Consider the following 18,681-nt stretch of genomic DNA (forward strand, 5'->3'; position numbering starts at 1 on the left):
GGGGAGTATCTCGGTCCGATTGTATTCGATTATGATGTGCCGGCGCGCCGCCGGCACAGTACCGCCGGCGCGCCCTGCCGCACCACGCCGGCGCAGACCGGCCAACAGCGGCGAACGGGTAACACGGGTAACCGAACCACAATTTCGCGGGGGTTTATGTCTTTCCGATCCGGGGTCAACGGCCGGCTTGCCGGCCTGCTGGTGGCGTGCGCCATCGGCGCGGGCGGCATGGTGGGCGCTAGCGGCGCTGCCATCGCATCCAATGCGGCCGGCGCTGCCGCCACTTCTGAAATCGGCGTCACCGCCGACACCATCCTGCTGGGACAATCCGCCGCGCTGACCGGGCCCGCTGCCTCGCTCGGCAAGCAGATGAACGCGGGCGCGCGGCTGTATTTCGATCACATCAACCAGCAGGGCGGCATCTACGGCCGCAAGATCCGCATCGAGGCGCTGGACGACTACTATGAGCCCGAGCCGGCCGCCAAGAACACCAGGAAACTGATCGAGGAAGACCGCGTCTTCGCCCTGTTCGGCTACGTCGGCACGCCCACCAGCCAGGCCGCGCTGCCGCTGGCGATCCAGGCGAAGGTGCCGTTCTTTGGCCCGTACACCGGCGCACGCTCGGTGCGCGAGCCGCGCAACCGCTACGTCTTCCACGTCCGCGCCGGCTACAACGACGAGGCCACGGCGATCCTGCGCCAGATCCAGACCACCGGCCTGAAACGCGTGGCCGTGGTCTACAACGATGATGCCTATGGCAAGGCCGAGCTCGAGGAGCTCGAGCGCGCGCTAAAGCCAGCGGCCGACAGCGGCGTGCAGCTGGTTGCGCGCGAGGCCGTGGTGCGCAATACGATGGAGATCGGCGACGCCATGCAGGGCGTGATCAAGGCGACGCCGGACGCCATCGTGATGATCAGCGCGTATCGCACGGCGGGCTCTTTCGTCAAGGAAGCGCTGCGCCGCGGCTACAACGGCCAGTTTTACAACGTCTCGTTCGTTGGCACGCAGGCGCTGGCCAACGAGGTCGGCGCCAAGGGCAGCGGCGTGATCATCTCGCAGGTGATGCCGCATCCGGGCAACGCCACGCTGCCGGTGGTGCGCGAATACCTGCGGCTGCTGCAGGCCGCCGGCCGGCCCAATGAGTTCGACTACGCCAGTATCGAGGGCTTCGTCGCCGCCAAGGCTTTTACCGAAGGCTTGCGCCGCGCTGGGAAGGACCTGACGCGCGAAAAGCTGGTGACGGCGCTGGAATCGATGCGCAGCCATGACCTGGGCGGGTTTATCGTCAACTTCACGCCGGAGAACCACGTGGGGTCGAAGTTCGTGGAGATGACGATTATTAATTCGAAGGGGCAGGTGATCCGCTGAGGCGCAGCTGCATCGCCAACGCAAAGGGGGCCCGAGGGCCCCCTTACCGTTTTGGGATCGCTGACCACCGCCCCTACTTCATGTCATTCAGGTGACACGCCGAAAACCGCAACGGCGCAATCTCCTTCAACATCGGCTGCTCCTCCCGGCAACGCGGCATCGCATAAGGGCAACGCGGGTGGAAGTGGCACCCCGGCGGCGGATTCAGCGGCGACGGGATCTCGCCGCGGATCGCCACGTAGGTTTTCTTGGCGACCTCCAGCTTGGGCGCCTCGGCCAGCAGTGCCTGCGTATACGGATGGTTTGGCGCGGCAAAGACATCCTCGGTCGGCGCCGACTCCACCACCCGCCCCAGGTACATGATCACCACGCGGTCGCTGATGTGCTTGACCACGCCCAGGTCATGGCTGATGAACAGGTAGGTCAGGTTCAGCTCTTCACGCAGCCGCATGAACAGGTTCAGTACCTGGGCCTGGATCGACACATCCAGCGCCGCCACCGACTCATCGCATACCAGGAATTCCGGCTTTACCGCCAGCGCCCGCGCAATGCCGATGCGCGCGCGCTGCCCGCCGGAGAACTGGTGCGGGAAGCGCCGCAGCACGGTCGGGTCCATGCCCACGCGAACCAGCATGTCTTCGACATAGGCCTTCTGCCCGCCGCGCTCGACCATGCCATGCACCACCGGCGCCTCGCCGACGATATCGAGCACGCGCAGCCGCGGATTGAGCGAGGCGTACGGATCCTGGAAGATCATCTGGATCGCGAGTTGCTTCTCGCGGCGCTTGTCCGGCGGCAGGTGGTCAAGGTTGGTGCCCCGCCAGAAGCGCTCGCCTTCGGTCAGCGTGTGCAGGCCCACGGCCATGCGGCCCAGCGTGGACTTGCCGCAGCCGGACTCGCCAACCAAGCCGACCACCTCGCCGGCACGGATGCTCAGGTCGACGCGGTCGACCGCATGCACCACCTCTTCGTGCGCATGGGCGCCGAACAGGTTGGCGATGCGCGCCGCGACATCGAGAGACTTGACGAAGCGCTTGGACACGCCGCGCAACTCCAGGATCGGCGCAGCTGGCGTGCCCCCATCGTCAGCGACAGTGTTCGTCATCGGTCGGGATTGCAGTTCGGTTGCGCTCATGCCGCCTCCTGGTTGGCCAGCACCGGATGGAAGCAGCGCAGGCGGCGGCCGTCGGCAGCGTTTTCCAGCGGCGGCTCGATCTTGCAGGCGGCAGTCGCGTACGGGCAGCGCTCGCGGAACGAACAGCCACCGGGCAGGTTAAGCAGCGACGGCGTCATGCCCGGGATCTGCCGCAGCGGAGTGCCGCGCGGATTGCGCGAGGGCGCCGAGCCGATCAGGCCGTGCGTGTACGGGTGCTCGGGATGCTCCAGCACCTGGCGCACGTCGCCCGCCTCGACGATCTTGCCGGCGTACATCACGCAGACCGTATCGGCCAGCCCCGCCACCACCGACAAGTCGTGGGTGATCCAGATCAGCGCGGTACCCGACTCGCGGCACAGTGTCTGCATCTCGTACAGGATCTGGCCCTGGATGGTGACATCCAGCGCGGTGGTGGGCTCGTCGGCAATGATCAGGTCGGGCTTGTTCAACAGCGCGATGGCGATCGCCACGCGCTGGCGCATGCCGCCCGAGAACTGGTGTGGGTAGGCCTGCAGGCGCTCGTCCGGCGACGGGATACCGACCCGCGCCAGCGCGTTGCGCGCGCGCTCGCGCGCCACCGCCTTGCCCACGTTCTCGTGCGCCAGCACCGCCTCGATCATCTGCGTGTCGATGCGCAGGACCGGGTTCAGCGTCATCATCGGGTCCTGGAAGATCATCGCGATGCGGTTGCCGCGCACGTCGCGCTGCTGCGCGGGCGTCAGCGCGCGCAGGTCGCGCGTGACGCCGTCGCGGCTGGTCAGTGCGATGCGGCCGTCGACGATCTTGCCGGGCGGGTCGATCAGTCCCATGATTGAATAGCCGGTCATGGACTTACCCGAGCCGGACTCGCCCACCAGCCCCATGATCTCGCCGCGGCCCACGGAGAAGGAAACGTCGTCGACGGCCTTGGCAATGCCGCCGCGCGTGTAGAAATGCGTTTTCAGGTGTTCGACCACCAGCGTCGGTTGTGCCATGTTCCGCTCCCCGTGTTTGCGTCCGTTATTGCGTCTGCAGACGCGGGTTGAGGACATCGCGCAACTGGTCGGCCACCAGGTTCATCGCCACGATGGTGACCACCAGCGCGATGCCCGGGAAGAAGCTGATCCAGTATTTGCCCGACAGCATGTACTGCTGGCCGTTGGAGATCAGCGAGCCCAGCGAGGGCTCGGTGACCGGCACGCCCAGCCCGAGGAAGGACAGCGTCGCCTCCAGCGTGATCGCCGAGGCCACCTGCAGCGCCGCGATCACGATCAGCGGCGGCAGGCAGTTGGGCAGCAGGTGGCGGAACATGATGCGCATCGGCGGCAGGCCCAGGCAGGTGGCCGCCTCGATATATTCCTTGCGCCGCTCCACCAGCGCCGCGCTGCGCGTGGTGCGCGCGTAGTAGGCCCACTGCACCGCCACCAGCGCGATCACGATATTGCCCAGCCCCGGGCGCAGGAACGCCAGCAGGATCAGCGCCAGCAGGATCGGCGGGAACGACAGCTGCAGGTCGGCCACGCGCATGATGAAGGCCTCGGTGCGCCCGCCCAGGAAACCGGCCAGCAGGCCGAGCGTGGCGCCCAGCAGCAGCGCGATCACGGTGCTGACCACGCCCACGCCGATGCTGATGCGCAGGCCGTACATCACCGCCGACAGGATGTCGCGGCCCTGCTCGTCCGAGCCCAGCAGGAAGGTCATGCCATCGCCGGCTTTCTCGCCCGGTGCCAGGCGCGCGTCGAGCACGTCCAGCGTGGCCAGGTCATATGGGTTTTGCGGTGCCAGCCACGGGGCCAGGATCGCGATCAGGATGATCGTGATCAGCGTCACCAGCCCGGCCACGGCGATCTTGCTGGAGAAGAACTCCGCCGCAAAGCGCCGCCACGGCGTTTGCTCACGCGCCGCGGCGGGTGCGCCGGGCAGCCCCGGCGCGTCCTTCGGCGTTTTGCCCTCTTGTTCCACGGATACGGCAGTCATGGCTCAGCCCTTGTTGTCGGCAATGCGCACGCGCGGATCGAGCATGCTGTAGACGATGTCCACCGCCAGGTTGATCAGGATAAACAGCGTTACGATCACCATCAGGTAGGCGACGATCACCGGCCGGTCGAGCAACTGGATCGAGTCGATGATCAGCTTGCCCATGCCGGGCCAGGCAAAGATCGATTCGGTCACGATCGCAAAGGCGATGATCGAGCCGAACTGCAGCGCGATCACGGTGACGATCGGGATCAGGATGTTCTTCAGCACGTGCACGCCGACGATGCGGGTGTTCGACAAGCCCTTGGCGCGCGCGAACTTGACGTAGTCCTGCAGCATCGCCTCCTGCGTGCCGGCGCGCGTGAGCCGGATCACCATGGCGATATTCAGCAGCGACAGCGTCACTGCCGGCAGGATCAGGTGGCGGATGCCGTCGACGGTCAGGAAGCTGAGCGGGATGCCGAGCACGCGCACGGTCTCGCCGCGCCCGTTGGACGGCAGCCAGCCGAGCTGCACCGCGAACACCATGATCAGCATCAGCCCGACCCAGAAGGTGGGCAGCGAGAAGCCCAGGATCGACACCGTCATGATCGACTTGCCGGCCACGCCGTTGGGCCGCAGCCCCGCCCACAGGCCGAGCGGGATGCCCAGCACGATGGCCAGCGTGATGGCGCAGATGGCCAGTTCCATGGTGGCAGGCATGCGCTCGAAGATGAGCTTGAGCGCCGGCGTGCCGTGCGCGAACGAGGTCCCCAAGTTGCCTTGCAGCGCGTTTTGCAGGAACACCCAGTATTGCTCCCACAGCGGCTTGTCCAGGCCCAGCGCCGCGATGGTGCGCTTGATGTCCTCCTGGTCGGCCTGCGGGTTGATCAGGATGTCGACGGGATTGCCGATGGCAAAGACGCCGAGGAAAACCAGCAGCGACATGACGAAGAGCACGACCACGCTCTGCATCAGGCGCCGGATGATAAAGACCAGCATGTTGGAACCACTATCCTTTCGCGCGCAAATGCGCGCCACCGCCGGGAAGCGCAAAAACGCTCCCGGGGGGCGGCGCGGCAGCCGTACGCGGCACCGCTAACTCGGCCAGCAGGTAATCCGCAGGCCGCGGTTCATGTAAGCGCTTCTTGGTGGCGCTTACTGGGGCTTGAAGTTATGCGCGTAGGTGCGCTCGTCGGTACGCGGCACGTAGACGATGCCCTTCTGCGTGGCCCAGGTGGTCACCTGCTGGTGGATCGGGATGATACCGCCATCGTTGATCGCGATCGCGGTGGCTTCTTGCAGCAGCTTGGAGCGCTCGCCATCGTCCACGGTGGACAGCGCCTTCTCCAGCACCACATCCATCTTGGGATTGCAGTACTCGCCCCAGTTGGTGGTGCCGAAGCCCTTCTTGCTGTCCTCGCACGCCAGCAGCGCGCGCAGCGGCGAGCTGACCTCGCCGGTCTGCGCGCCCCAGCCGAGCAGGCCGAACGACCATTCATGCTTGATGCCCTTGGACGAGTACGTCGCCATCGGCATGCCTTCCACCTTGGTGGCGATGCCGATGCGGGTCAGGTTCTGGGCGATGGTCTGCGCGATCTTCTCGTCGTTGACGTAGCGATTGTTGGGCGTATGCAGCGTCACGCCGAAGCCGTTGGGGTAGCCCGCCTCGGCCAGCAGCTTCTTGGCGCCCTCGGGGTCGTACTTTACGGTCTTCAGGTTGGGGTTGTAGCCGAACAGCGTGGGCGGCACCAGGTTGTTGGTCGGCTCGGACAGGCCTTCCATCAGCCGGTCCTTGATGCCCTGCCGGTTGATGGCCATGCTGATGGCGTTGCGCACGCGCGCGTCCTTCAGCGGGTTCTTGTCCATCGGCGCGCCTTCCTTGGTGGTGACGTAAGGCGACTTGTCGCGCTTGGCATCGAAGAACACGTAGATCACGCGGTGCGAGATCTTGGAGAAGAACGACAGCTTGGGATCCTGCCGCACCTTAGGCAGGTCAGGCGTGGGCACGTTCTCGATCGCCTGCACGTCGCCCGACAGCAGCGCCGCCAGGCGCGTGGCCGGGTTGGGGATAAAGCGCAGCGTCGCCTTGTCCCAGGCGGGCTTGGCGCCCCAGTAGTCGTTGTTGCGCACCAGTTCGACCCGGTCGTCGCGCGCATAGCTGACGAACTTGAAGGGGCCGGTGCCGATCATGCCCTTGCCCTGCGCGAAATCGTCGGAACTGAGCCCCTGCGTGGCCTTCTTCTGCACGATGAAGATCGACGTCAGGTCGTTCAGCATCAGCGGGTAAGGCTGGTTGGTAGTCAGCTGGATGGTGTACTTGTCGATCACCTTCTTGTTGACGATCGCCTTGGTGTAGACGTCGAACTTGCCCGGGCTGTTCTGGATGGTGGCCGGGCGGTCCAGCGACCAGACCACGTCCTCGGTAGTCAGCTCGGAGCCGTCGTGGAACTTCACGCCCTTGCGGATCTTGAATTCCCAGGTGAGGTTGTTGACCAGTTTCCAGGACTCGGCCAGGCCCGGGATGATGCGGCTGTCCGGGTCCATCTTGACCAGCGAGTCGAACACGTGCTCCGACACGTTGATATTGGAGAACAGGTTGTAGAAGTGCGGATCCATCGAGGTCGGCGGCGAACTCATGGCCAGTTTGAGGTCCGCGGCCTGGGCGTTGCCGGCGAATGCCAGGCCAAGGGCCCCGGTCACCGCGACCACACCAATTGCCTTCTTGAAAGTGCGAAGGGACATCGCGCAATTCTCCCTGTAGGAAGTGAAGCAGACGTAAGGATCGGCAATGCGCGCACACCACGGGTCACGCGGTGGCGCTGCGTTTTGGTGCGATAGCGCAACGCAAAGCAACGGATTTGCCGGCCGGGCACTTCAAGCATGAACTGTTCCAGCAGTGCACATGCCGCGGCAATGCGGGGAAACCCACCCGCGTGGCATATTGCACCGCGCCAAAACGGCGGCGGCGCATGTTTCGCCGCATTTTGGCGCTTTGCGGGCAGGCATCGTATGATCGGGGTATCCAACGCCTTGCGCTCCATGGCACAGGCCCCTTCCGCCCCAGACTCCGGCATCATGAAGCTCATACCCGAAATCCTGCAGGCGCAAGCCGAAATCCAGGCAATCCGACGCGACATCCACGCCCACCCGGAACTCTGCTTCGAGGAACAGCGCACCGCCGACGTGGTCGCGCGCAACCTGGAATCGTGGGGCATCGAAGTCCATCGTGGCCTGGGCACCACCGGCCTGGTCGGCGTGATCCGCAACGGCAGCAGCGGGCGCACCATCGGCCTGCGCGCCGACATGGACGCGCTGCCGCTGCAGGAAGCCAATACCTTCGGCCACCGCTCGCAGCACGCCGGCAAGATGCACGCCTGCGGCCACGATGGCCACACCGCGATGCTGCTCGGCGCGGCGCGCTACCTGGCGCAGCACAAGCCCTTTGATGGCACCGTGCACCTGATCTTCCAGCCGGCCGAGGAAGGCGGCGGCGGTGCGCGCGAGATGATCAACGACGGGCTGTTCGAACGCTTTCCGTGCGACGCGGTGTTCGGCCTGCACAACTGGCCGGGCATGCCGGTCGGTGCCTTCGGCACCCGCGCGGGCCCGCTGATGGCATCGAGCAACGAGTTCCGCATCGTCGTGCGCGGCAAGGGCGCGCATGCCGCGATGCCGCACAACGGCAACGACCCGGTCTTTACCGCCGCGCAGATCGTGTCGGCGCTGCAAGGCATCATCACCCGCAACAAGCGTCCGATCGACACCGCGGTGATCTCGGTCACGCAGTTCCATGCCGGCGACGCGACCAATATCGTGCCGGACCAGGCCTGGATCGGCGGCACGGTGCGCACGTTCACGGTGCCGGTGCTCGACCTGATCGAGCGGCGCATGGAAGAGGTCGCGCGCGCGGTGGCGACGGCGTTCGATTGCACCATCGAATACGAATTCCACCGCAACTATCCGCCGACGATCAACAGCGAAGCCGAGTCTGGCTTTGCCGCCACGGTGGCGGCCGAACTGGTCGGCGCGGCCAACGTGGACAGCGACGTCGAGCCCACCATGGGCGCCGAGGACTTCTCCTTCATGCTGCAGCACAAGCCCGGCTGCTACCTGTTCCTGGGCAACGGCGACGGCGCGCACCGCGAGTCCGGGCACGGCATCGGGCCCTGCATGCTGCACAACCCGAGCTACGACTTCAACGACGAACTGCTGCCGGTCGGCGCGACCTTCTTCGTGCGGCTGGTGGAGAAATGGCTGGCACCTGCGTGACGGCAGCACATCGACAATAACAGGGGGAGCTTCAGCGATGGGCCGCTCGGCGCTGGATCGCGAGACGGCGCGCAGCTTTGCGCGCGTGGCCATGGACAATGTCCTGCGCCGCTATCCGTACAAGGTGGATCACATGATGGCCGGCGCCGGCGACGTGGCGGAGCCGGCGACCTGGCATCCTGTGTTCTGCGGCAGCTATGACTGGCACTCCAGCGTGCACATGCACTGGCTGCTGGCGCGGATGCTGGCGCTGTTCCCTGACCTCGAGGACGCGCCGCGCATCCGCGAAACGCTGGACGCGCAGTTGCGGCCGCAGGGCATCGCGGTCGAACTGGACTATTTCCATCGGCCTGGTTCGCGGAACTTCGAACGCCCTTACGGTTGGGGCTGGATGCTGAAGCTGCAGGCGGAGTTGCTTGCCTTGTCGCAACAGGACGCGCAGGCGGCCGCCTGGGCTGCGGCGTGCGCGCCGCTGGCCTCCCATCTGGCGCGGCAACTGGCGGATTTCCTGGATGCGGCGGATTTCCCGGTGCGCACCGGTACTCACTACAACAGTGCTTTCGCACTGGTGATGGCGCTGTCCTATGCACGGACTCACCAGGATCTCGCCCTGCGCCGCGCCATCGTGCGGCGCGCGCACCGCTGGTTCGCGCATGATCGGAAATATCCGGCGCGCTATGAACCCGGCGGCGACGAGTTCCTGTCGGGCGGCATGACAGAGGCCGTGTTGATGCACGCCGTGATGGACGGCAGCGCTTTCGCGGAATGGTGGGAACTGTTCGTGCCGCCACAGGCGGAACTGGCCAACTGGCTGACGCCGGTCGAGGTCGGCAATCGCAGCGATCCCAAGACCTCGCACCTGGACGGGCTCAATCTGTCGCGCGCCTGGTGCTGGCGCTTGCTGGAACCGGCGCTGCCCGAGCCACTGCGGCCCCTGGCTATCCGTGCCTGGTCAGACCATATCGACGCTTCGCTGCCCCAGGCCGTCGAGGGCCAGTATGTGTCCACGCACTGGCTGGCGTCCTTTGCGGTGCTCGCCATGGCCGAGCCGATCGGCGGTTGAGCTTGCTTGCGTCAGCGCGCCGGCCATCAGTCCAGTGCGATATCCCCGTACCAGGATTCCGCCTTGCTCTTGGTGTTGTCGGTATCGGTCATGATGCCGACCGCAATGACGCGGCCCGGGTCCGTCCCGAACGCCTTGCGGTAGTCGGCGCGCAGGTCGCGTTCATGGCATCGCCACTCATTGGTGTGCTTCATACCGCTATCTACCACGATCATGCGCACACGGTCGGTATGGGGATTTGACAGCACGGTACCTTCCACACGCCTGCCGCCCCAGATGTACATCAGCGTGGCGTAAGGCATTTCGCGGCCGGTGGTAAGCCGGGCCATCTCGTACATCAACTGGTCTTTCAGCGGCAGGCCGCCCTTGTCGCCATCGAAGGCGACGAAAAGGCGCAGCGGCGAATCCTCGCGCGGGCCATGGCTGTTGTCGGCGTTGCGGATGATGCCGCTGGTCTTCCAGGTCCAGCGCAGCATGCCGGCATCGCGGTCGCGCAGCGGCACGTAGAGGCCGGAGGCCGAGCTTTCGGCCTGCGCATGAACGACCACGCGCTGGTCGACCTCGGCCATCGAATAGCGGGTGGGGACCTTGTTGCGGTTGATGGTCCAGGGCTGCCAGCCGATCGGCAGCTGATCGCGGCGCTCTGCGGCGGAGAACAACGGCAGCGTGGCGAGGATCGGGGGCGGTGCGGCGTCGTCGGGCTCACCGTCTTCACCGGATTCCGCCTCGACCGCGCGGGTATTGGCGGCGCTCAGCGGATTGTGCGACGACACGGCGCGCGCTTCGGCTACCGCCTGCGCCGCCGCGTGTGCGGACATGCGCCTGGCGAAAGCCTGGCAATCGATCGCGGAACTGGCGGCCGTGGGGGCCTTATCGCCTGAGGGAACCGCGGAAGTTGGAGGAGTGGAAGCGCATCCTGCCAGCAGCAGCGCGCCGGCGGCGCCGGTGAAAACCAGCCGAAACACCTTGGCCGTCATGTAACCCCTCGAATCCCGAAACCGGCCTTGCTTCCTGGGCGAAGGCCTGGCTATTGCTCACTGCTTGCTGCAAAACGCTGTTGCAAACGACTTCGTGCCGAGCGTGGGCACTTGGGTGTCGAACATAGCAGAAGGTCGGCGCCGCCGGAATGCTGGACGACCCGGCATGCAGCACGAAAACAACGACCGGCAACGGCCAGAGGGTCACATGGAAGGAGCATGAGATGCGCACGCCCCCAAAGCAAAAACCCCAGCCTGTTAGGGCTGGGGTTTTGCGGTATAAGAGCCTGGCGATGACCTACTTTCACACGGGTAATCCGCACTATCATCGGCGCGGAGTCGTTTCACGGACCTGTTCGGGATGGGAAGGGGTGGTTCCAACTCGCTATGGTCACCAGGCATAAGGGGTTGCAACGCTGGGGTTGAGGCCAACGCTGCGAATAGGGATGTAGTTGGGGTTGTGCGTCTTGTGTCAACTGTTTCGGCACAGTCGCGATCACACATACCAGGTAAAACACACTGGTTATAGGATCAAGCCTTACGGGCAATTAGTACTGGTTAGCTTAACGCATTACTGCGCTTCCACACCCAGCCTATCAACGTCCTGGTCTCGAACGACCCTTCAAGGAGGTCAAGCCTCCAGGGAATCCTCATCTTCAGGCGAGTTTCCCGCTTAGATGCTTTCAGCGGTTATCTCTTCCGTACATAGCTACCCTGCGATGCCTCTGGCGAGACAACAGGTACACCAGCGGTACGTCCACTCCGGTCCTCTCGTACTAGGAGCAGCCCCCGTCAAGATTCCAACGCCCACGGCAGATAGGGACCAAACTGTCTCACGACGTTTTAAACCCAGCTCACGTACCTCTTTAAATGGCGAACAGCCATACCCTTGGGACCGGCTACAGCCCCAGGATGAGATGAGCCGACATCGAGGTGCCAAACACCGCCGTCGATATGAACTCTTGGGCGGTATCAGCCTGTTATCCCCAGAGTACCTTTTATCCGTTGAGCGATGGCCCTTCCATTCAGAACCACCGGATCACTATGTCCTGCTTTCGCACCTGCTCGACTTGTCGGTCTCGCAGTTAAGCACGCTTTTGCCATTGCACTTTAGGTACGATGTCCGACCGTACCAAGCGTACCTTCGAACTCCTCCGTTACACTTTGGGAGGAGACCGCCCCAGTCAAACTGCCTACCATGCACTGTCCCCGACCCGGATTCACGGGCCAAGGTTAGAACCTCAAACAAACCAGGGTGGTATTTCAAGGACGGCTCCACGTGAACTAGCGTCCACGCTTCAAAGCCTCCCACCTATCCTACACAGATCGGTTCAAAGTCCAATGCAAAGCTACAGTAAAGGTTCATGGGGTCTTTCCGTCTAGCCGCGGGGAGATTGCATCATCACAAACACTTCAACTTCGCTGAGTCTCGGGAGGAGACAGTGTGGCCATCGTTACGCCATTCGTGCAGGTCGGAACTTACCCGACAAGGAATTTCGCTACCTTAGGACCGTTATAGTTACGGCCGCCGTTTACCGGGACTTCAATCAAGAGCTTGCACCCCATCATTTAATCTTCCGGCACCGGGCAGGCGTCACACCCTATACGTCCACTTTCGTGTTTGCAGAGTGCTGTGTTTTTATTAAACAGTCGCAGCCACCATTTTATTGCAACCCCGTCACCCTTCTGGCGCAGGCCAGTCAAGCTACCAGGGCGTACCTTATCCCGAAGTTACGGTACCAATTTGCCGAGTTCCTTCTCCCGAGTTCTCTCAAGCGCCTTAGAATACTCATCTCGCCCACCTGTGTCGGTTTGCGGTACGGTCTCGTATGACTGAAGCTTAGAGGCTTTTCTTGGAACCACTTCCAATTGCTTCGCAGCACTAGGCCGCTCGCCCCACATCCTTGAATTCCGCGCCCGGATTTGCCTGAGCGCCTTCTCCAATGCAGGGACCGGGACTTCCAACACCCGGACAACCTTCCGCGATCCGTCCCCCCATCGCATCATACGACGGTGCAGGAATATTAACCTGCTTCCCATCAGCTACGCATCTCTGCCTCGCCTTAGGGGCCGACTCACCCTACGCCGATGAACGTTGCGTAGGAAACCTTGGGCTTACGGCGAGGGGGCCTTTCACCCCCTTTATCGCTACTCATGTCAGCATTCGCACTTCTGATACCTCCAGCATCCTTTACAAGACACCTTCACAGGCTTACAGAACGCTCTCCTACCACGCACTTGCGTGCGTCCGCAGCTTCGGTGACTGGCTTAGCCCCGTTACATCTTCCGCGCAGGACGACTCGATCAGTGAGCTATTACGCTTTCTTTAAAGGGTGGCTGCTTCTAAGCCAACCTCCTGACTGTTTTAGCCTTCCCACTTCGTTTCCCACTTAGCCAATCTTGGGGACCTTAGCTGGCGGTCTGGGTTGTTTCCCTCTTGACACCGGACGTTAGCACCCGATGTCTGTCTCCCGTGATTGCACTCTTCGGTATTCGGAGTTTGCTATGGCGGGGTAATCAGCAATAGACCCCCCAACCATGACAGTGCTCTACCCCCGAAGGTGAGACACGAGGCACTACCTAAATAGTTTTCGGAGAGAACCAGCTATTTCCAGATTTGTTTAGCCTTTCACCCCTATCCACAGCTCATCCCCTAACTTTTCAACGTTAGTGGGTTCGGTCCTCCAGTACGTGTTACCGCACCTTCAACCTGGCCATGGATAGATCATCTGGTTTCGGGTCTACACCCAGCGACTCAACGCCCTGTTCGGACTCGCTTTCGCTACGCCTTCCCTAATCGGTTAAGCTTGCCACTGAATGTAAGTCGCTGACCCATTATACAAAAGGTACGCCGTCACCCCCGAAAGGGCTCCGACTGTTTGTATGCATGCGGTTTCAGGATCTATTTCACTCCCCTCCCGGGGTTCTTTTCGCCTTTCCCTCACGGTACTGGTTCACTATCGGTCGATCACGAGTATTTAGCCTTGGAGGATGGTCCCCCCATCTTCAGACAGGATTTCACGTGTCCCGCCCTACTTGTCGTACACCTAGTTCCACAACGCTGTTTTCGCATACAGGGCTATCACCTGCTAGGGCCGGGCTTTCCATCCCGTTCTGCTAACAATGCTGCTAAAGAGTACAAGGCTGTTCCCATTTCGTTCGCCACTACTCTGGGAATCTCGGTTGATTTCTGTTCCTGCAGCTACTTAGATGTTTCAGTTCGCCGCGTTCGCTTCCCACACCTATGAATTCAGTGTGGGATGACCCATACGGGCCGGGTTTCCCCATTCGGACATCTCCGGATCAAAGCTTGTTTGCCAGCTCCCCGAAGCTTTTCGCAGGCTACCGCGTCCTTCATCGCCTGTGATCGCCAAGGCATCCACCACATGCACTTGTTCGCTTGACCCTATAACGAGTGTGTCTCGATCGCTCGAAGACCTCGCTACAGGATGAGTTCTCGCATTTGTGCCGTATTCCAAGTCATCTTTCGATCACTTAAATACATTTTGGTTGATACAATCACAACCCGGTATCGCGTTGGTACTGCAGCGTCTCATCAACGCTCGCGCGACACCTTTACTACATCCCATATTGTTAAAGAACAGCCGATCGTTAGATCGCTTGGCAATGCCAAATGAAAACACTCGCAACCTCATCGTCGCGATGCGCTTTCATTTGACAACCAATCCAAGGTACCAGGTGATGGTGGAGGATGACGGGATCGAACCGACGACCCCCTGCTTGCAAAGCAGGTGCTCTCCCAGCTGAGCTAATCCCCCGCATGGATAACTTGGTGGGTCTGGTAGGACTTGAACCTACGACCCCCGCCTTATCAAGACGGTGCTCTAACCACCTGAGCTACAGACCCTTGGCTGTAACAGCAAACAAACCGATAAGTGTGAACGCTAGGCTTGAGACACAAGCCTCTGGAAAGGAGGTGATCCAGCCGCACCTTCCGATACGGCTACCTTGTTACGACTTCACCCCAGTCATGAACCCTGCCGTGGTAATCGCCCTCCTTGCGGTTAGGCTAACTACTTCTGGCAAAACCCACTCCCATGGTGTGACGGGCGGTGTGTACAAGACCCGGGAACGTATTCACCGCGGCATGCTGATCCGCGATTACTAGCGATTCCAGCTTCACGTAGTCGAGTTGCAGACTACGATCCGGACTACGATGCGTTTTCTGGGATTGGCTCCCCCTCGCGGGTTGGCAACCCTCTGTACGCACCATTGTATGACGTGTGAAGCCCTACCCATAAGGGCCATGAGGACTTGACGTCATCCCCACCTTCCTCCGGTTTGTCACCGGCAGTCTCTCTAGAGTGCTCTTGCGTAGCAACTAAAGACAAGGGTTGCGCTCGTTGCGGGACTTAACCCAACATCTCACGACACGAGCTGACGACAGCCATGCAGCACCTGTGTCCACTTTCCCTTTCGGGCACCTAATGCATCTCTGCTTCGTTAGTGGCATGTCAAGGGTAGGTAAGGTTTTTCGCGTTGCATCGAATTAATCCACATCATCCACCGCTTGTGCGGGTCCCCGTCAATTCCTTTGAGTTTTAATCTTGCGACCGTACTCCCCAGGCGGTCAACTTCACGCGTTAGCTACGTTACTGAAGAAATGAATCCCCAACAACTAGTTGACATCGTTTAGGGCGTGGACTACCAGGGTATCTAATCCTGTTTGCTCCCCACGCTTTCGTGCATGAGCGTCAGTGACGTCCCAGGGGGCTGCCTTCGCCATCGGTATTCCTCCACATCTCTACGCATTTCACTGCTACACGTGGAATTCTACCCCCCTCTGACATACTCTAGCCTTGCAGTCACAAGCGCCATTCCCAAGTTAAGCTCGGGGATTTCACGCCTGTCTTACAAAACCGCCTGCGCACGCTTTACGCCCAGTAATTCCGATTAACGCTCGCACCCTACGTATTACCGCGGCTGCTGGCACGTAGTTAGCCGGTGCTTATTCTTCCGGTACCGTCATCGACCCGGGGTATTATCCCAGGCCATTTCTTTCCGGACAAAAGTGCTTTACAACCCGAAGGCCTTCTTCACACACGCGGCATTGCTGGATCAGGGTTGCCCCCATTGTCCAAAATTCCCCACTGCTGCCTCCCGTAGGAGTCTGGGCCGTGTCTCAGTCCCAGTGTGGCTGATCGTCCTCTCAGACCAGCTACTGATCGTCGCCTTGGTAGGCTCTTACCCCACCAACTAGCTAATCAGACATCGGCCGCTCCTGTAGCGCGAGGCCTTGCGGTCCCCCGCTTTCACCCTCAGGTCGTATGCGGTATTAGCTAATCTTTCGACTAGTTATCCCCCACTACAGGGCACGTTCCGATGTATTACTCACCCGTTCGCCACTCGCCACCAGGCCGAAGCCCGTGCTGCCGTTCGACTTGCATGTGTAAGGCATGCCGCCAGCGTTCAATCTGAGCCAGGATCAAACTCTTCAGTTCAATCTCTGTGTGGACCCTCGCGGGCCCTCGCTCTTTCGAGCGGTCGCTCACTCTCAGAAAACTGACTGACCAGATCCGAAGATCCAGTCACGTTTTACTGTGCGAGCACTGATAACTTTTGAAGCAACACTGTCCGAAGACAGCGGCGTCCGCTACCCAGCGCCCACACTTATCGGTTGTTTGGTTGTTAAAGAACCCGGTCTTTCGACCTCGCCTCCGGCTTTGCCGTTTGCGTCGCTGCGTCAGCAGCAGAGAAAGAGATTATGCAGAGCTTTCTTCGTTTCGTCAACCGTTTCAGCAATCTTTTTTTGCTGCGGTCAGCGCTGCAAACCTCGCTGCGCCAACCTCCCGGCCGACCCCGCAACCCTTGCTGCGGCTGCTTTGCAGCGCTGCGTGTTGTGTTGCGAGGGGGCGAATAGTAGGCCGGATCCGCGCACCTTGCAACACCTTTGTCACAACGTTCGGTTAAAGGGTTCCGGGATTATCTGGTAACCCTTTGAGCAATAAAGGGAATCCCGAGATTTGCAGGTGCAGGCGCGTGTTAATACCCCCTCGCTGCCCTCGGGTATTCCCCTATCAAGTTCTCAGCGATGCTGGAAATTCGGGCTGCGCTTCTCGACGAAAGCGGCCATGCCCTCCTTCTGATCTTCACTGGCGAAGGTGGCATGGAACAGCCGGCGCTCGAAATGAACGCCTTCGGCCAGCGTGGTCTCATAGGCGGCGTTGACCGACTCCTTGATCATCATCACCACCGGCAGCGAGAAGCCGGCGATGGTTTCAGCGGCAGCCAGCACCTCGTCCAGCAGCTTATCGGCCGGGACCACGCGCGACACCAGGCCCGAGCGCTCGGCTTCGGCGGCATCCATCATGCGAGAGGTCAGGCACAGGTCCATGGCCTTGGCCTTGGACACCGCGCGCGGCAGGCGCTGGGTGCCGCCGGCGCCGGGCATGGTGCCGAGCTTCACTTCCGGCTGACCGAATTTAGCCGAGTCGGCCGCGATGATGATGTCGCACATCATCGCCAGTTCGCAGCCGCCGCCCAGCGCGTAGCCAGCCACGCCGGCAATCACCGGCTTGCGGATCTTGCGGATGGTTTCCCAGTTGCGGGTGATGTAGTCCCCCTTATAGACGTCCATGAAGGAGTACTTGGCCATCATGCCGATGTCGGCGCCGGCGGCGAAGGCGCGCTCGCTGCCGGTAATGACGATGGCGCCGATGCCCTCATCCTGGTCAAAGGCCGTCAGCGCGGCCCCCAGTTCGTCCATCAGCGCGTCGTTGAGCGCGTTCAGGGCCTTCGGGCGGTTCAGCGTGACCAGGCCAACACGGCCGCGCGTCTCAACCAGGATGTTTTCGTACGACATGTCTTCTCCTCTGTGCGTAAGTGAGTCAATTTCTTATCCAGCGAGACAATACGCGTGTCGCGTGCCACCTGTCTCGAGATCTGATCCTCGAAAAATCAATGACTTATGGCGTCTCTCGCCGTCTGATTTGCAGGCTATTCTGCCACCTAACTTGAGAGTCGATGGAATTCTTGCCAGACAAGGGTCGTAGGAAACCCCGACCCGACCCATATACTTTCCTCACCGGCATTCGAGCCCATTCAAGGGGCTCCAGTGTTTGACATAGGAGGGTAAGCCATGAAGATCGTCGTCATCGGCGGGTCCGGCCTGATCGGCTCGAAGACCGTCCCAATTCTGCGCCAGGCCGGCCACGAGGTCGTCGCCGCCTCGCCCAAAAGCGGTGTCAACAGCATCACCGGCGAGGGGCTCAAGGAAGCCATGGCCGGCGCGCAGGTGGTGATCGACCTCGCCAATTCGCCGTCGTTTGAAGACAAGGCGGTGCTGGAATTCTTCGAGACCTCCGGCCGAAACCTTCACGCGGCGGAGGCCGCAGCGGGCGTCCGGCACCATGTTGCGCTTTCCATCGTCGGAATCGACCGGACGCCCGACAATGGCTATTTCCGCGCCAAGGTCGCCCAAGAGAAACTGATCGAGACCTCCGGCATTCCCTACACCATCATCCGCTCGACCCAGTTCATGGAATTCCTCGGCGGCATCGCCGATTCAAGTGCGGATGGGAACATCGTCAGGCTTTCGCCCGGTCTGTTCCAGCCCATCGCGGCGGACGACGTTGCAGCCATCGTTGCCGATGTGGCGCTCGCAGCGCCGCTAAACGGCATCGTCGAGATCGCGGGTCCGGAACCAGCGCCATTCAACGAAATCGTCGCCCGCTATCTGAAGGCGGTCGGCGACCCGCGGGAGGTCGTGCGCGACCCCGAGGCCCGATACTTTGGCGGCCGGGTCGAGGAGCATTCGCTCGTGCCGTTGGGCGAGGCGCGCCTCGGCCGCATCGGCCTCGACGAATGGCTCCGCCTCTCACAGGCAGGACCCTGATACCGCATCGCCAACCTTCGCTTTGACTTGCCCGCCCGCGCGCCACGCAGGTGGC

General features: G+C 61.9%; 11 protein-coding genes, 2 tRNA genes and 3 rRNA genes. 4 read left to right on the top strand and 12 right to left on the bottom strand.

Features of this window, described 5'->3' with window-relative positions; translation table 11 throughout:
• The first annotated feature begins 156 nt into the window (after positions 1–156).
• On the top strand, positions 157–1,368 hold the full coding sequence (locus ABNX08_RS18970) for an ABC transporter substrate-binding protein (RefSeq protein ID WP_022536703.1): 1,212 nt from the start codon (positions 157–159) through the stop codon (positions 1,366–1,368).
• A gap of 73 nt (positions 1,369–1,441) precedes the next feature.
• Here ABNX08_RS18970 and ABNX08_RS18975 read toward each other — a convergent pair whose 3' ends face one another.
• The 5 genes from ABNX08_RS18975 to ABNX08_RS18995 all read right to left on the bottom strand — a co-directional run bounded on the left by ABNX08_RS18975 (position 1,442) and on the right by ABNX08_RS18995 (position 7,204).
• Positions 1,442–2,473 (bottom strand): ABC transporter ATP-binding protein, encoded by a 1,032-nt coding sequence (locus ABNX08_RS18975; RefSeq protein ID WP_041681614.1) that lies wholly within the window; start codon positions 2,471–2,473, stop codon positions 1,442–1,444.
• Between the two features lie 26 nt (positions 2,474–2,499).
• Positions 2,500–3,498 (bottom strand): ABC transporter ATP-binding protein, encoded by a 999-nt coding sequence (locus ABNX08_RS18980; RefSeq protein WP_022536705.1) that lies wholly within the window; start codon positions 3,496–3,498, stop codon positions 2,500–2,502.
• A 25-nt stretch (positions 3,499–3,523) separates the two neighbouring features.
• Positions 3,524–4,480, bottom strand: coding sequence for an ABC transporter permease (locus ABNX08_RS18985; RefSeq protein WP_022536706.1), 957 nt, complete (start codon positions 4,478–4,480; stop codon positions 3,524–3,526).
• A gap of 3 nt (positions 4,481–4,483) precedes the next feature.
• Positions 4,484–5,461, bottom strand: a complete 978-nt coding sequence (locus ABNX08_RS18990; protein WP_022536707.1) for an ABC transporter permease — start codon at positions 5,459–5,461, stop codon at positions 4,484–4,486.
• 156 nt (positions 5,462–5,617) lie between these two features.
• On the bottom strand, positions 5,618–7,204 hold the full coding sequence (locus ABNX08_RS18995) for an ABC transporter substrate-binding protein (protein WP_022536708.1): 1,587 nt from the start codon (positions 7,202–7,204) through the stop codon (positions 5,618–5,620).
• Positions 7,205–7,537: 333 nt separating this feature from the next.
• On the opposite strand from ABNX08_RS18995, the gene ABNX08_RS19000 reads away from it, so the two are divergent.
• Both ABNX08_RS19000 and ABNX08_RS19005 read left to right on the top strand, forming a co-directional pair.
• Complete coding sequence (locus ABNX08_RS19000) at positions 7,538–8,731, top strand: M20 aminoacylase family protein (protein WP_022536709.1); 1,194 nt, start codon at positions 7,538–7,540, stop codon at positions 8,729–8,731.
• Positions 8,732–8,768: 37 nt separating this feature from the next.
• Positions 8,769–9,794: a DUF2891 domain-containing protein gene (locus ABNX08_RS19005; RefSeq protein ID WP_022536710.1), complete on the top strand. Its 1,026-nt coding sequence runs from the start codon at positions 8,769–8,771 to the stop codon at positions 9,792–9,794.
• Positions 9,795–9,820: 26 nt separating this feature from the next.
• Here ABNX08_RS19005 and ABNX08_RS19010 read toward each other — a convergent pair whose 3' ends face one another.
• The 7 genes from ABNX08_RS19010 to ABNX08_RS19040 form a co-directional block, all read right to left on the bottom strand.
• Positions 9,821–10,771, bottom strand: coding sequence for a DUF3047 domain-containing protein (locus ABNX08_RS19010; RefSeq protein WP_022536711.1), 951 nt, complete (start codon positions 10,769–10,771; stop codon positions 9,821–9,823).
• A gap of 285 nt (positions 10,772–11,056) precedes the next feature.
• Positions 11,057–11,170: ribosomal RNA gene (gene rrf / locus ABNX08_RS19015) — 5S ribosomal RNA — on the bottom strand.
• Between the two features lie 128 nt (positions 11,171–11,298).
• Positions 11,299–14,177, bottom strand: a 23S ribosomal RNA gene (locus tag ABNX08_RS19020).
• A 297-nt stretch (positions 14,178–14,474) separates the two neighbouring features.
• Positions 14,475–14,550, bottom strand: a tRNA-Ala gene (locus ABNX08_RS19025).
• A gap of 12 nt (positions 14,551–14,562) precedes the next feature.
• Positions 14,563–14,639: transfer RNA gene (locus ABNX08_RS19030), tRNA-Ile, on the bottom strand.
• A gap of 62 nt (positions 14,640–14,701) precedes the next feature.
• Positions 14,702–16,233 (bottom strand): 16S ribosomal RNA (locus ABNX08_RS19035).
• The 16S, 23S and 5S rRNA genes sit together here with 2 tRNA genes alongside, the layout of an rRNA operon.
• 584 nt (positions 16,234–16,817) lie before the next feature.
• Positions 16,818–17,594, bottom strand: a complete 777-nt coding sequence (locus ABNX08_RS19040) for an enoyl-CoA hydratase (RefSeq protein ID WP_022536712.1) — start codon at positions 17,592–17,594, stop codon at positions 16,818–16,820.
• A gap of 276 nt (positions 17,595–17,870) precedes the next feature.
• Here ABNX08_RS19040 and ABNX08_RS19045 point away from each other — a divergent pair, with 276 nt between their 5' ends.
• On the top strand, positions 17,871–18,626 hold the full coding sequence (locus ABNX08_RS19045) for an SDR family oxidoreductase (RefSeq protein ID WP_022536713.1): 756 nt from the start codon (positions 17,871–17,873) through the stop codon (positions 18,624–18,626).
• Positions 18,627–18,681 lie beyond the last annotated feature (55 nt).

Source organism: Cupriavidus sp. DF5525, assembly GCF_040149425.2.
Lineage (GTDB): Bacteria > Pseudomonadota > Gammaproteobacteria > Burkholderiales > Burkholderiaceae > Cupriavidus > Cupriavidus pickettii_A.